Source organism: Flavobacterium phragmitis (assembly GCF_900112575.1).
In the GTDB taxonomy this organism is placed as follows: Bacteria; Bacteroidota; Bacteroidia; order Flavobacteriales; family Flavobacteriaceae; genus Flavobacterium; species Flavobacterium phragmitis.
Genome location: NZ_FOMH01000001.1, coordinates 319436 through 333824, shown reverse-complemented (window position 1 = coordinate 333824; position 14389 = coordinate 319436). Strand labels below are relative to the sequence as shown.

Annotated in this window: 12 protein-coding genes; 9 read left to right on the top strand and 3 right to left on the bottom strand. The window is 34.1% G+C overall.

All coding sequences use genetic code 11. From position 1 onward, the window contains the following. Positions 1-5 precede the first annotated feature (5 nt). The 9 genes from BM289_RS01515 (at position 6) to dusB (ending at position 12142) form a co-directional block, all read left to right on the top strand. Positions 6-617, top strand: a complete 612-nt coding sequence (locus tag BM289_RS01515) for an outer membrane beta-barrel protein (RefSeq protein WP_091490279.1) — start codon at positions 6-8, stop codon at positions 615-617. Positions 618-622: 5 nt separating this feature from the next. Then, positions 623-994, top strand: a complete 372-nt coding sequence (locus BM289_RS01510; protein ID WP_091490277.1) for an ApeI family dehydratase — start codon at positions 623-625, stop codon at positions 992-994. A gap of 2 nt (positions 995-996) precedes the next feature. Beyond that, a complete protein-coding gene (locus BM289_RS01505; RefSeq protein WP_091490274.1) occupies positions 997-1482 on the top strand; it encodes a hypothetical protein in 486 nt (161 codons plus the stop codon). Between the two features lie 19 nt (positions 1483-1501). After that, positions 1502-2686 carry a DUF2062 domain-containing protein gene (locus BM289_RS01500; RefSeq protein WP_091490271.1) on the top strand — a complete coding sequence of 395 codons (1185 nt, stop codon included), beginning with the start codon at positions 1502-1504 and terminating at the stop codon, positions 2684-2686. A 169-nt stretch (positions 2687-2855) separates the two neighbouring features. Next, the gene (locus BM289_RS01495) at positions 2856-6530 is read left to right on the top strand and encodes a 1-acyl-sn-glycerol-3-phosphate acyltransferase (protein WP_091490269.1); all 3675 of its coding nucleotides are present in this window, start codon (positions 2856-2858) and stop codon (positions 6528-6530) included. After that, positions 6530-8047 (top strand): phytoene desaturase family protein, encoded by a 1518-nt coding sequence (locus tag BM289_RS01490; RefSeq protein WP_091490267.1) that lies wholly within the window; start codon positions 6530-6532, stop codon positions 8045-8047. The genes BM289_RS01495 and BM289_RS01490 overlap by 1 nt, the downstream gene beginning before the upstream one ends. A gap of 7 nt (positions 8048-8054) precedes the next feature. Then, the gene (locus BM289_RS01485) at positions 8055-9719 is read left to right on the top strand and encodes a C45 family autoproteolytic acyltransferase/hydrolase (RefSeq protein ID WP_091490265.1); all 1665 of its coding nucleotides are present in this window, start codon (positions 8055-8057) and stop codon (positions 9717-9719) included. After that, positions 9716-11005, top strand: coding sequence for a flexirubin biosynthesis putative acyl-CoA ligase FlxY (locus BM289_RS01480; protein WP_091490262.1), 1290 nt, complete (start codon positions 9716-9718; stop codon positions 11003-11005). Before BM289_RS01485 ends, BM289_RS01480 begins: the two co-directional genes overlap by 4 nt. 144 nt (positions 11006-11149) lie before the next feature. Beyond that, the gene (gene dusB / locus BM289_RS01475; RefSeq protein ID WP_091490261.1) at positions 11150-12142 is read left to right on the top strand and encodes a tRNA dihydrouridine synthase DusB; all 993 of its coding nucleotides are present in this window, start codon (positions 11150-11152) and stop codon (positions 12140-12142) included. Positions 12143-12187: 45 nt separating this feature from the next. Here the strand turns inward: dusB and BM289_RS01470 are convergent, their stop codons facing one another. The 3 genes from BM289_RS01470 to BM289_RS01460 all read right to left on the bottom strand — a co-directional run bounded on the left by BM289_RS01470 (position 12188) and on the right by BM289_RS01460 (position 14276). After that, positions 12188-12463: a Txe/YoeB family addiction module toxin gene (locus tag BM289_RS01470; protein WP_091490259.1), complete on the bottom strand. Its 276-nt coding sequence runs from the start codon at positions 12461-12463 to the stop codon at positions 12188-12190. Between the two features lie 5 nt (positions 12464-12468). Beyond that, positions 12469-12726 (bottom strand): type II toxin-antitoxin system Phd/YefM family antitoxin, encoded by a 258-nt coding sequence (locus BM289_RS01465; RefSeq protein WP_091490256.1) that lies wholly within the window; start codon positions 12724-12726, stop codon positions 12469-12471. Between the two features lie 122 nt (positions 12727-12848). Next, positions 12849-14276 carry an MATE family efflux transporter gene (locus tag BM289_RS01460; protein ID WP_091490254.1) on the bottom strand — a complete coding sequence of 476 codons (1428 nt, stop codon included), beginning with the start codon at positions 14274-14276 and terminating at the stop codon, positions 12849-12851. Positions 14277-14389: the final 113 nt, after the last annotated feature.

Genomic DNA, 14389 nt, shown 5'->3' with positions numbered 1-14389 from the left:
AAACCATGACTAAAAAAATCGTTCTTTTTATTGCTGTTTTTTTTGCAGTCTTAAATATACAAGCCCAAATAAGTGTCAAACCAGGTTTAAGAGGTGGATTTAGTTTTTCTACCATTTCTGAAATGCATGCCGATTATAAAACTGATTTTTATGTTGGTGGTTTTACTGATATCAAGATTACTAAAATTTACTCGTTACAACCTGAAATTAATTACAGCAGACAAGGTTCTAATAATGTAGCGCGAAATTATTATGACGAAGTCAGCCAGACCAATAAAGTTGAATATTTAGATTTAGATATCAACTATTTGTCTCTTTCGGTAATGAATAAGTTTACTTTGCCAATGGGAATTCAGTTTCAGGCAGGACCAACTTTAGATATTTTATTGAATGATAATCTTGCGGTTAGAAAAGCACAAAATGATCTTGGTTTGGTTTTAGGTGTTGCGTATGCATTGCCTTCGGGATTAACATTTGAAGCGAGATTTAAAAAAGGTCTGCTTGATGTTTTGAGCAGCGATTATTATCAGAACGATTCTAATAATTATTATTTGTTTGGAGATTATAACACCAATATCAATTTTCAGTTAGGCGTTTCCTACTCATTTGGAAAATAAAGAATATGATTTTAAAAGATTTTTACAAAATACTATCGGAAGAAAAAATCTCCGATTCAAAATATAATATTACGATTTTAGTCAATGAGAAACATGAGGTTTTTAAAGGGCATTTCCCTGGAAATCCTATTATGCCTGGTGTTTGCATGATTCAGATTATCAAAGAACTGACAGAATCTATTACTAACAGTTCACTGATGATCCAGTCTTTGGCAAATGTAAAATTCATGGCGCTGATTAATCCTGAAGTAACTCCAGAATTACGTTTAGAGCTTGATATTACAACTACTGAAGATGATTTAGTAAAAGTGAAAAACACGACTTACTTTAACGACACTACTGCTCTTAAACTGAGCAATGTGTACAAAAAAATATAATTATGAAACTATTAATGACATTACTTTTATGGGTAAGTTTTGCGGGTGCGCCAGATTTGGCTTCTATTCGTAAATTGTATCCGGAGGTTACAAAATCAGAGACTAATGCTAAAGATTTTGTGGAAAAAATGGCTGGAATTTCAAATAATGACGATAAAATTCTAGTGGCCTATAAAGCGGCCTCTATTTTATTGGATTCGAAGTTTGAGAAAAAATTAGGTGATAAAATTGACCGTTTTAAAGAAGGTGCAAAACTTCTGGAATCTGTTATTGCCGGCGAACCTAACAATATCGAAATTAGAATGATTCGTTTAAGCATTCAGGAAAATGTTCCTGGAATAACGGGTTACAAGAAAAATATTAAAGAAGATAAAAAATTCATCACTTCACATTATGCAGCGCAAAATGGTGCTCTGAAAGATTATCTTAAAGACTTTGTTTTACAGTCTAAAAGTTTCTCCGACAAAGAGAAACAATTTGTAAAATAAGCTCTAGAAAACTTCTTCGATGAAACCTAACGCATTCAATCAGGATCTGCTCGATTCAACTTCTTTCTGTGTTATTGTACCCACTTACAATAATCAGAAAACATTGAAAAAAGTGCTGGATTCTATTTTAGATTTCACTTCAAATGTCATTATTGTTAATGATGGTTCAACCGATTCGACCAGCGAAATTCTAAAACAATATTCGCAGCTCACGCAGATTCATCACCCTAAAAATTTGGGAAAAGGACGTGCGCTTAGAAATGGGTTTAGAAAAGCACTTGAACTAAATTTTGAATATGCCATAACAATCGATTCTGATGGACAGCATTTTGCTGTAGATATTCCAATTTTCATTGAAGAAATTCAGAAGGAACCCAATGCTCTGTTGATTGGAAGCCGAAACATGACACAGGAAAATGTTCCTAAGAAAAGTAGTTTCGGTAACAAATTTTCTAATTTCTGGTTCAAATTTGAAACCGGAATTGTTTTAGAAGATACACAATCTGGTTTCAGATTATATCCACTTCGACTGCTTCCAAAACGATTTTATACCAATAAATTTGAGTTTGAAATCGAAGTGATTGTACGTGCGGCGTGGAAAGGAATTGTGGTTAAAAACATTCCTATTCAGGTTTTGTATGATCCTGCCGAAAGAGTTTCACATTTTCGTCCATTCCAGGATTTTACCAGAATCAGTATTTTAAATACCGTTTTGGTAACCAATGCTTTATTATACATTAAACCTCGGGATTTCTTTCGCCGGGCAAAAAAAAAAGGTTTTAAAAAATTCTTTTTAGAAGATATTTTAGAAAGCTCCGATTCTAATTTTAAAAAATCGGCTGCGATTGCTTTGGGAATTTTTATTGGACTTTCACCGTTTTGGGGATTTCAAACCATCTTGCTTTTTTCATTAGCCGCTTTGTTCAGACTCAATAAAGTCATTGCTTTTTTGACTTCCAATGTGAGCTTTCCCCCTTTTATTCCGTTTATCATTTATGGCTCTTTGAAAATCGGAAGTCTTTTTGTTTCCGCTGATGCACCTTTGGTTTTGGACAGTTCGATAACATTAGACGATATTCAAAAAAATGCCACACAATATATCGTAGGAAGTCTTATTTTAGCAACCGTTTCAGCACTATCAGTTGGTCTTATAAGTTATTTGCTTTTGACGACTTTTAGTTCTAAGAATAAAACGAATATTTAAATTAAGTTTGCCACAGATTAAAAGGATTAAAATGATTTTTTACATCCAGATTGTCAGGCTGAGCGAAGTCGAAGCCCACGTCCAATTGGAACGCCCTTCGACTTCGCTCAGGGTGACAAACTAAAACTAATCTTTTTAATCTGTGGCAAAAAAAATTAAAACCTAAAACATGCATCAATACTTTTACGCCATTCATTTATTTGTAAACCGAAGAAAATCACTCTCGGTTCTTTTGGCTGTTTTGATGCTGCTTGTTTTTGGATTTTTTGCTTCAAGATTGAAATTTGAAGAAGACATTACCAAACTTATCCCAACAAACGATAAAACCGATGTTACGGCAAAAGTGCTGAAACAACTCAATTTTGCCGACAAAACCACTGTCATTTTTAAACTCGAAAAAAACGGATCTGCCGATGATTTAAAAGAAATGGCAACCACTTTTTCAGACAGTGTCTCTAAATCCTGTAAATCTTACATAACTGGAATTCAGGGAAAAGTTGACGAAGAAAATATTCAGGAAACTATTGATTTTGTTTACAACAATCTGCCTCTTTTTCTGGATGATGCAGATTATAAAAACATCGAACAAAAACTGCAGAAAGACAGCATTGCAGCAACGGTTCAAGGAAATTATAAATCGATTATTTCTCCATCTGGATTTATTACGAAGGATTTTATTCTGCAGGATCCATTTGGAATTTCTTTTATTGCTTTAAAAAAATTACAGCAACTAAATATTGGTGACGATTTTACACTCGAAAATGGTTTTGTAATGACAAAGGATAAAAAGAAATTACTGCTTTTTATTACTTCTAATATTCCATCAAGTGAAACAGAAAAAAATACCCTTTTTGCTGAAAAACTACAATCAGTTCAGGAAAATCTAAATCAGAAATTTAAAGGAAAAACTTCTATCAGTTATTTTGGTTCTGCCTTAATTGCTGTTGCCAATGCCAATCAGATCAAAGGCGATATTATTCTAACGACATCCATTGCGATGTTAACCTTAATGCTGATTCTAATTTTATTTTACCGCAAAGTTTTAATTCCGCTTATTATTTTTCTGCCGACGGTATTCGGAGGATTATTTGCCGTTGCCTTTTTATATTTTGTGAGAGAACAAATCTCCGCAATTTCTCTTGGAATTGGTTCTATTTTATTGGGAATTACGATTGATTATTCTATTCACATTCTCACGCATTACAAACATAACAGCGATGTCAAAACGTTGTACAAAGACATTACAATGCCGGTCATTATGAGCAGTTCTACAACTGCTGTTGCTTTTTTATGTCTGCTTTTTGTAAAATCGGATGCGTTGAATGATTTGGGAATTTTTGCTGCCGTAATTGTAATGGCAACTGGAATTTTCTCGCTTTTAATTGTTCCACATTTATACAAACCACACGAAAATCCGGCAGAACATAAAAAGAATATGATCGATAAAATGGCTCATTTTTCTTTTCATAATAATAAAATCTTAATCGGACTTTGTGTTATTATTACCATTATCTGCTGTTTTACTTATAATGATGTTGGTTTTAATAATGATTTATCACAGCTGAATTTTATTCCAAAAGAAATCAAAGCTGCCGAAAAACAATTGGAAGAAAGTACCAGTTTAACTTCCAAAACAATTTATGTCGCTTCTTACGGAAAAACTATGGAAGAAGCTTTACAGCATAACAGCCAACTTTTTGGAGATTTAGCAAAAGAAAAACAGCAGAACAAAATTCTAAACTTTAGTTCGGTTGGCGGTATTGTACTTTCGCAACAAGCGCAAATCGAAAAAATAAACAAATGGAATTCATTCTGGGCTTCACAAAAAAAACAATTTGTAAAATTTGAATTGATTTCCGAAGGTTCCAAACTTGGTTTTAAACCTACAACTTATGAACTCTTTTTTAATCATTTGGACTTTGATTTCAAACCCGTTTCTTCGTCAGAATTTTTAAAAATCAAAGCTTTACAATTACAGGAATTCATTACCGAAAAAAATGGTTTTTATACGATTTCAACTTTAGTAAAAGTAGCGCCGGAACAGCGTGATGCTTTTGTAAAATCAACTTCGGCAAAAGAAAATGTAGTGGCAATCGATCGTCAGCAGATGAACGAAACATTTTTCAGCACTTTAAAAACCGATTTTAATTCACTTGTCAATTATTCATTTGTCGCCGTAATTCTGATTTTATTTTTCTTTTTCCGAAGAATAGAATTGGTAATCATCAGCTGTATTCCAATTGCTCTAACGGGAATTGTAACGGCTGGAATTATGGGTATTTTTGGCATTCAGATGAATATTTTCAGCATGATTGTGTGTACCTTAATTTTTGGTCACGGAGTTGATTTCAGTATTTTCATGACCAGCGCGTTGCAAAAAGAATATTCGAACGGAGTTAATGAAATTGCCATTTACAGAACATCAATTATTTTGGCTGTTATCACAACAATCTTAGGAATTGGTGCAATGATATTTGCCAAACATCCTGCACTTACTTCAATTTCATCCGTTTCGTTAATTGGGGTTTTTGCGGCTTTGATTATTACTTTCATTTTTTATCCAATTCTGTTCAAAGTATTTCTGTCGAATCGTCCCAAAAAAGGAAATCCGCCTTTTCAGTTGCGAACCTTTGTTCATGGTGTAATTTCGTTTGCTTATTATGGTTTGGGCGGAATCGTAATGTCGATTTTCAGTTTTACCATTATGCCGATTTTGCCATTCAGCAAAAAAGCAAAAATGAAAGCCTTCCGATATGTGATTTCAAAATTTATGAAATCAGTATTGTATTCGAATCCGTTTATTCGCAAAAGAGTCGTTAATAATTTCAATGAAACTTTCGAGAAACCAGCCGTAATTATTGCCAATCATTCTTCGTTTTTAGATATTTTGTCAATCGGAATGTTGAGTCCTAAAATTATTTTCCTCGTAAGCGACTGGGTTTACAACTCTCCTATTTTTGGCGGTGTTGTTAGAAAAGCTGGTTTTTATCCGGTTTCTGAAGGTTTGGAAGGCGGTGTTGAACATCTTCGCAAAAAAGTAGAACAAGGTTATTCTTTAATGGTATTTCCAGAAGGAACACGTTCTGAAAGTAATGTGATAAAAAGATTCCATAAAGGAGCTTTTTTCCTTGCCGAAGAATTCAATCTGGATATTATTCCTGTCGTGATTCATGGCGCTTCAGAACTAATTCCGAAAGGCGATTTTGTCATTCATCACGGAAAATTAACCGTTACGATTTTAGAAAGAATTGCTCCTGCTAATGATTCATTTGGAACAAATTATACCGAAAGAACCAAACAAATAAGTGCATTCTTTAAAGCCGAATATCGTAAAATTCGTGAACAACTTGAAGGTCCGGACTATTTCAAAACAATGCTGATTAATAGTTACGATTATAAAGAAATCGAAATTGGAAACAGCGTCAAAAAAGATTTAAAACAGAATCTTGAAGTTTATTATAATTTAAATAAACACATTCAGCCAAAAGCAAAAATCCTTCATTTAGGAAATGATTACGGACAGTTGGATGTTTTATTAGCATTGCAGGAACCTCAGCGCAAAATAGTTTCTTTTATAAAGGATGAAGAAAAATTATTGGTGGCCAAAACCAATTACATTGTTTCAAAGCGAAAAATAGTTTATTTAGATAGATTGGAATCGTCACTTGAAAATCATTACGATGTTCTTTTGATTTCTGACGAAAGTTATAAAGATGAAATTGAAAAAGTAATTCCAGTTGCTTCTTTAATTATTTTAGTGAATTGTTCTGGTTTAAAAAATCAGTTTGAGAATTTTGAAATTATTTCTGACGAAAATGCATTAGTTATTTTAAAGAAAAAATAATGAAAAAAGAGTACGATGTAGTCATCATTGGCAGCGGTTTGGGCGGATTGATTTCTGCTGTTATTCTGGCAAAAGAAGGCTACAGAGTTTGTGTACTCGAAAAAAACAATCAGTACGGAGGAAATCTTCAGACTTTTGTTCGCGACAAAACTATTTTCGATACCGGAATTCATTATATCGGCGGTTTAGACGAAGGTCAGAATCTCCATCAATATTTCAAATACATTGGAATAATGGATCATTTAAATCTGAAAAAACTGGATGAAAATGGTTTTGACATTATTTCTTTTGATGATGATAAAAGCGAATATCCGCATGCACAGGGCTTCGAAAATTTCATTCAGCAATTGGCCAGTTATTTTCCCGAAGAAAAAGAAAATCTCGAAAATTACTGTCAAAAAATAAAGTCGGTATGCAAAGCTTTTCCGCTTTATAATCTGGAATCAAAAGGGAAATATGATGATGAAATTTTAGCGCTTAACGCGAAAGAAACAATCGATTCTTTTACTTCAAACGAAAAACTGAAAGCGGTTTTGGCGGGTTCTAATTTTCTGTATGCCGGAATTCCGGATAAATCGCCTTTTTATGTTCACGCACTTGTTGTAAATTCTTATATCGAAAGTTCGTGGCGTTGTATAAACGGAGGAAGCCAAATTACAAAACAGCTTCTCAAACAATTAAAAAAATACGGAGGAGAATTCTTCAAACATAAAGAAGTAACCAAATTTGAAGTTGAAAATCAGGAGGTAAATTCGGTAAAAATGAAAGACGGAACCGAGGTTTTGGGAAAGCTTTTTATTTCTAATATCGAACCTAAAACAACTTTGAAAATGGCGGGTCAGGAAAACTTCCGAAAACCGTTTTTCAACAGAATTCAAGGTCTTGAAAGTGTTCTTTCTGCCTTTAGTCTTTATATCGTTTTTAAGCCCAAAACTTTTAAATACATCAATCATAATTATTACCATTTTAAAAGTTCAAAAGATGTTTGGACTGCACATGATTATGATGACAATTCATGGCCGAAAACTTTTATGGCTTCAATGAATCCGTCACAAAAAGACGAAGAATGGGCAGACGGAATGACATTTATAACGTACATGAAATATGATGATGTAAAAGCTTGGGAAAACACTTTTAATACCACTTTTGAAGAAAACGAACGAGGTAAAAGTTACGAAGATTTCAAAGCTGAAAAAGCCGAAAAACTTTTAGAAGAAATCGAAAAGAAATTCCCTGGAATTAGAGAATGTATCAAATCGGTTCATACTTCTACTCCGCTTTCGTACCGCGATTATATTGGCGGAGACGGCGGAAATATGTACGGATATGTTAAAGATTCTAATAATCCGATGAAAACTTTAATTCCGACAAAAACTAAACTAGAAAATCTGTATCTTACAGGGCAAAGTATTAACATGCATGGTGTCTTGGGAGTTACGGTTGGAGCCGTCATAACCTGCTCAGAAATTGTAGGAAAAGAATATCTGCTGGAAAAAATTAAAAAAGCTTCTGAATAATTAAATCATGAAAAACCGAATTTTTTATTTCTTCCTTATCGGTTTTTTCAGTTTACTGACTTCCTGCGGTACATCAAAATCAAAACATCATAAACCAGATCTTACGGCTTTTAATAATACAAAACCTGTCGTAACCAAAATATCAGACAGTGTTTTTGTTTCCGGAAAAAATTCACTTTTAAAAAATAAACAAGGACTTTGGGAATTATACGCCGAAGGAGATCCGCTCGAAATTGGTCTGAACACTGGCGCTCTAACCGACTCACTTTTACAAAAACAACAACGTATTTTTTTTTCCAAAATAACCGATTTTGTTCCGTCCAAATTTCAGCAGAAAATACTTCGTCAGTTTTTAAAATGGTTCAATCGCAAATTGTATTTGAATGTTCCCAATGAATATCAAACCGAAATTTATGGTGTTTCTCAATATACATCAAACGAATTTGATAACATCGCACCGCAATACCAGCGCAGTTTATATCTGCATGCGGCACACGACATTGGACACGCTTTACAAGATTTGGCTTTGGTTGGCTGTTCTTCTTTTGCTGCGTGGAACGAAAAGTCGGAAGATGGGAATTTAATTCTGGCTCGAAATTTTGATTTTTATGTGAATGACGCTTTCGCGGAAAATAAAATTGTGGCCTTTATAAAACCAAAAGAAGGATTTCCGTTTATGATGGTAACCTGGCCCGGAATGATTGGCGCTGTTTCGGGAATGAATCTTGAAGGTTTGACTGTAACCATAAATGCTTCTAAGTCTAAAATTCCGCTTAGCGCAAAAACTCCCATTTCGATTCTCACTCGCGAAATTTTACAGCACGCCAAAAATTTAGACGAAGCGATTGCTATTGCAAAAAAAAGAAAAGTATTTGTTTCTGAATCTATTATGGTCGGAAGTGCAAATGACAACAAAGCGATTTTGATTGAAGTTTCTCCCAATAAAATGGATGTTTATGATGTTCCAAATTCAGACCAATTAATTTGTTCGAATCATTTTCAGGGAGATGCTTTTGCAGCAGATAAACGAAATCTGGAACAAATTTCGAACAGTCATTCTGAATATCGCTTTGAAAGAATGCAGGAACTTTTGTCTGAAAATCCAAAAGTAAATCCTAAAATTGCTTCGGAAATTCTACGAAACAAAGACGGCTTGAAAAATATTTCGCTAGGATTTGGAAACGAAAAAGCATTAAATCAATTGCTGGCTCATCACGGAATAATCTTTAAACCAAAAGAAAAATTGGTTTGGGTTTCTGCAAATCCGTTTCAATTAGGCGAGTTTGTCTGTTATGATTTAATTTTAATTTTCGGCGAAAACAAAAATAATACTGCGTCTTTTCAATCTGAAAATTGGAACATTGCCAAAGATGCTTTTTTAGAAACAACTGCATTTCAGAATTTTAAAAAATTTAAAATTGAAGATCATAAAATAGATTCTATTCTGGATAAAAAAGAAACAATTTCTCCTGAATTTCTACAGCATTATCAATCCTTAAACCCTGATTATTGGGTTGTGTATTATAAAGCAGGATTGTATTTTTACCAAAAAAAGGAATTTGCACAAGCGAAGCTTAATTTTCAAAAAGCTTTAAGCCTTGAAATCACAACAGTTCCCGATAAAGAAAAGATTGAAAAATATCTAAAAAAAGTCAAAAGAAAATTAAAATGATTCCAGCAATAGAAAAAGATTCTTTAGAAGAAATTAAAATTTTTCAAGAAAAAAAACTAGTTGAACTTTTAGAATATATCAGCGAGAATTCTCCTTTTTATAAAAGACTTTTTGCTGGACAAAACATTGATATTTCAAAAGTTAAAACGCTGGAAGATTTACAGCATTTACCCGTTACAACCAAAGAAGATTTACAGCAATATAATGATGATTTTTTGTGTGTTCCGCAACATAAAATTATTGATTACGCATCGACATCAGGAACACTTGGTGATCCTGTAACTTTCGGTTTAACTGATTCTGACTTAGATCGTTTGGCTTATAATGAAGCTATTTCGTTTGCCTGCGCTGGAATTGCAGAAGGCGATGTCGTTCAGTTAATGACCACAATTGACAGAAAATTTATGGCGGGTTTGGCTTATTTTCTCGGTCTTAGAAAATTGAAAGTCGGCGTTATTCGTGTTGGTGCGGGAATTCCGGAAATGCAGTGGGATTCGATTTTAAAATATAATCCGTCTTATTTAATTACAGTTCCGTCTTTCCTTTTGAAATTAATTGAATATGCTGAAATGCATGGAATCGATTATAATAATTCGAGCATAAAAGGGGCAATCTGCATTGGAGAATCTTTGAGAGAACAGGATTTTTCAATGAATATCTTATCAAAAAAAATTACAGATAAATGGAATATTAAGTTGTTTTCAACTTATGCTTCGACAGAAATGAGTACCGCTTTTACCGAATGTGAACACGGAAAAGGAGGTCATCATCATCCGGAATTGATTATTGTGGAAGTTTTAGACGAGAATAATCAGCCTGTAAAAAATGGCGAAACAGGCGAACTTACTTTTACTACTTTAGGAATTGAGGCAATGCCTTTGCTGCGTTTTAAAACGGGAGATATGGTTCAGTTTCATGACGAACCTTGTGCCTGTGGCAGAAACACTTTGCGTGTTGGCCCAGTAGTTGGCCGTAAAAAACAAATGATCAAATATAAAGGAACAACACTTTATCCGCCAGCGATGAATGATGTTTTGAGTAGTTTTGATAATATCGAAAATCATTTGATAGAAATCTCAACCAATGATTTAGGTACAGATGAAATCCTGATTAAAATTGCGGTAAAAGAACAAACGCCAGAATTTTTACAAGAGATAAAAGATCATTTTAGAGCCAAACTGAGAGTAACTCCAAAAATAGAATTTGCCTCAAAAGAAGTTTTGAATCCGTTGGTTTTTAATCCAATGAGCCGAAAACCAATTCGATTTTTCGACTACCGAACTTAGTAAAGTGACAGAGAAACAAAGATACAAAGTTGCAAAGGTTTAGGTTCTGATTATAAAACCTTTGCAACTTTGTCACTATGTCACTTTGCACCTAATATCACGACAATTCGAAGAAAAGTTGTAATTTTGCAAAAAATTACGAAGATGGTCAAGATTGGCAACATAGAATTACCCGAATTTCCTTTATTACTAGCTCCGATGGAAGATGTGAGCGATCCGCCGTTTCGCAGATTATGCAAAACGCATGGCGCTGACATGATGTACTCTGAATTTATTTCATCGGAAGGATTAATTCGTGACGCTATAAAAAGCCGCATGAAGCTGGATATTTTTGATTATGAACGTCCTGTTGGAATTCAGATTTTTGGTGGAGATGAGGAAGCGATGGAAATGTCATCTAAAATTGTTTCTACTGTAAAACCGGATTTAGTGGATATCAATTTTGGATGTCCGGTAAAAAAAGTAGTTTGCCGTGGTGCTGGTGCAGGAGTTTTGAAAGATGTTGATTTGATGGTTCGTTTGACAAAAGCGGTTATCAAAGGAACTGATTTGCCTGTTACAGTAAAAACCCGTTTAGGCTGGGACGAAAACTCAATTAATATTGATGAAGTTGCCGAAAGACTTCAGGATATTGGTGTTCAAGCTTTAACCATTCACGCTAGAACCCGTGCACAAATGTACAAAGGTCATTCTGACTGGTCGCATATTGCCCGTGTAAAGAACAATCCAAGAATTACAATGCCTATTTTCGGAAACGGTGATATCGACAGTCCAGAAAAAGCATTACACTATAAAAATGAATACGGAATTGACGGGATCATGATTGGCCGCGCTGCGATTGGTTATCCGTGGATTTTTAACGAAATCAAACATTTCTTTAAAACAGGTGAACACTTACCTGCTCCAACAGTTATTGATCGTGTTGAAGCTGCGAGAAATCATTTGATGTGGTCAATGGAATGGAAAGGCGAACGTCTGGGAATTGTAGAAATGCGTCGCCATTATACAAACTATTTCAAAGGAATTCATTCTTTCAAAGAATTCAAACAAAAATTAGTTACCACTGATGCGCCTGAAGATTTATTTGCGATTATGAAAGAAATCGAACAGGTTTATGCGGGATATGAGTTTGTTTAAAAAGCATAAAAAAGGCCTTCAAAATTGAAGGCCTTTTTGTAATTATTAATCGTCATAATGGAATCGACATTGCAGTATAATACATTTTTGGTCAATTCCCTTTGTTCCTGAGACTTTATAAACAAGTCTATGTTCTCCTGAAATTCGGCGAGACCAAAAACTTCTTAAATCGTGCCTTAAAGGTTCTGGCTTTCCAATTCCTTTAAAAGGATTCTCGCGGATAGATTTTATTAATTCTTTTATTTTTACCGCAGTATCTGTATCGTTTTCTAGCCAATATTCAAATTCTTCCCAGCCATTTTTAGTAAAACAAATGTCCATATTGTCTAAAGTTCGTCTAGATTAAAATCTACCAGATTTCCTTTTTCCATTTGTTCTATAGATTCTGACAGTCTTTTTCTATTTGCTTTAGTTGATAATAAATGCTGTGTTTCTAACATCGAGTTGTACTCTTTAATTGAAATTATCACAACTGCATCTTCTTCCGAATTTCTCGGAACAACAATTACTTCTGATGATTCAGACACTTCATCAAAATAATTTTTTATGTTTTTCCTTAATGTTGAAATTGTAATTGCTTTCATAATTTAGTACTTTTTATTGTACGTTCAAAGGTACAATAATTTACAGTTCAAAACATAGTTTGTAAATTATTTAACTTTTAGAAAAAAATGCCTTCGTGTCTGAAGGCATTTTTTATTTTAATTTAAACTTGAACTCGTTTCCACTTTCCTCTTTTATAAAAAAAGATTCCTGCCAAAGTAATTGCAGTTTCTGCAACAGGAATGGCAATAAAAACGCCGGTTGGTCCCATGTTGAAATGTTTTGCCAATACAAAAGCCAGCGGAATTTGAAACAACCAAAACCCGAAGAAGTTGATTCCCGTTGGAGTCCAAGTATCACCTGCTCCATTAAATGTATTGATCAAAACCATTCCGATTCCGTAGAAAATAAATCCGATGCTCATGATTTGCAAAGCTTCAATTGCAATGGTTTTCACCTGCTGATCATTCGTGAAAAATGAAATAATATATTGCCCAAAAACCAAAGTGATAATCATAATCGTAGCCATGAAAATCACATTGTATCGAGCGGTTGTATAAACTGATTTTTCGGCGCGTTCAATCTGTTTTGCTCCTAAGTTTTGTCCAACCAAAGTTGCGGCGGCATTACTTAACCCCCAAGCTGGAAGAATAAAAAACATCATAATTCTCAACGCCGTCTGATAACCAGCTGATCCATGATCTCCGCCGGTTGTTGCCACTAATTGCGCTAAGAAAATCCAGCTGCAAGAAGCAATTACAAATTGCAAAATTCCTGGAGCTGCAATTTTCACTAAGGCTTTGATCTGAGTAAAATCTGGAGCGAAATACGGAATCTTGATTTTTAAAATGCCGCTTCCAAAAAACAAATGATATACTTGGTATAAAACTCCAATACTTCTTCCGAAAGTGGTTGCCAAAGCAGCTCCGACTAATCCGAAAGCGGGAACTGGTCCAAAGCCATTAATTAGAATCGGACATAAAATGATATTGCAAATATTAGCAATCCAAAGGCTTTTCATGGCAATTGCAGCATTTCCTGCTCCACGGAAAATTCCGTTTATTAAAAATAAAAGCATGATACACAAACTAGAGCCAATCATAATCTGTGTAAATTGAAAACCATGCTCGGCTGATTCCACTGAAGAACCCATTAATATTAAAATATCTTTAGCATAAATAATTCCGAAAATGCTCAACACGCTATTCACTGCAAATGCAATAATAATCGCCTGCATTCCGGCTTTTGCAGCTGCAATTGGGTCTTTTTCTCCAATGCGCCTCGCTACAACTGCGGTAGCAGCCATACTCATTCCGATAGCAAGAGAATAAATCACTGTTAATACCGATTCGGTCAAACCAACCGTCTGAATAGCAAAACTGCTGTGTTTTAAATGTCCCACAAAATACAAATCAACCAATGCAAAAACCGATTCCATCATCATTTCTAAAACCATCGGAATGGCAAGTAGAATTACGGCTTTCTTTATACTTCCAGAAGTATAATCAAATGATTCGTCGCCTTTTAAAGCTTGTTTTGTTGTAGTAAAAATTTTGGAAATAAAACTTTCCTTTATAGATGTTTCTGTCATAATATTTTAGGATAAATGATAAAATTGGTTCAGATCTATAAATCTAAACTTCAAAAATAAAAACGTAAGTATCCTAATTATTCTAAGAGATAAAATTAGGATTAGGCAGAAAC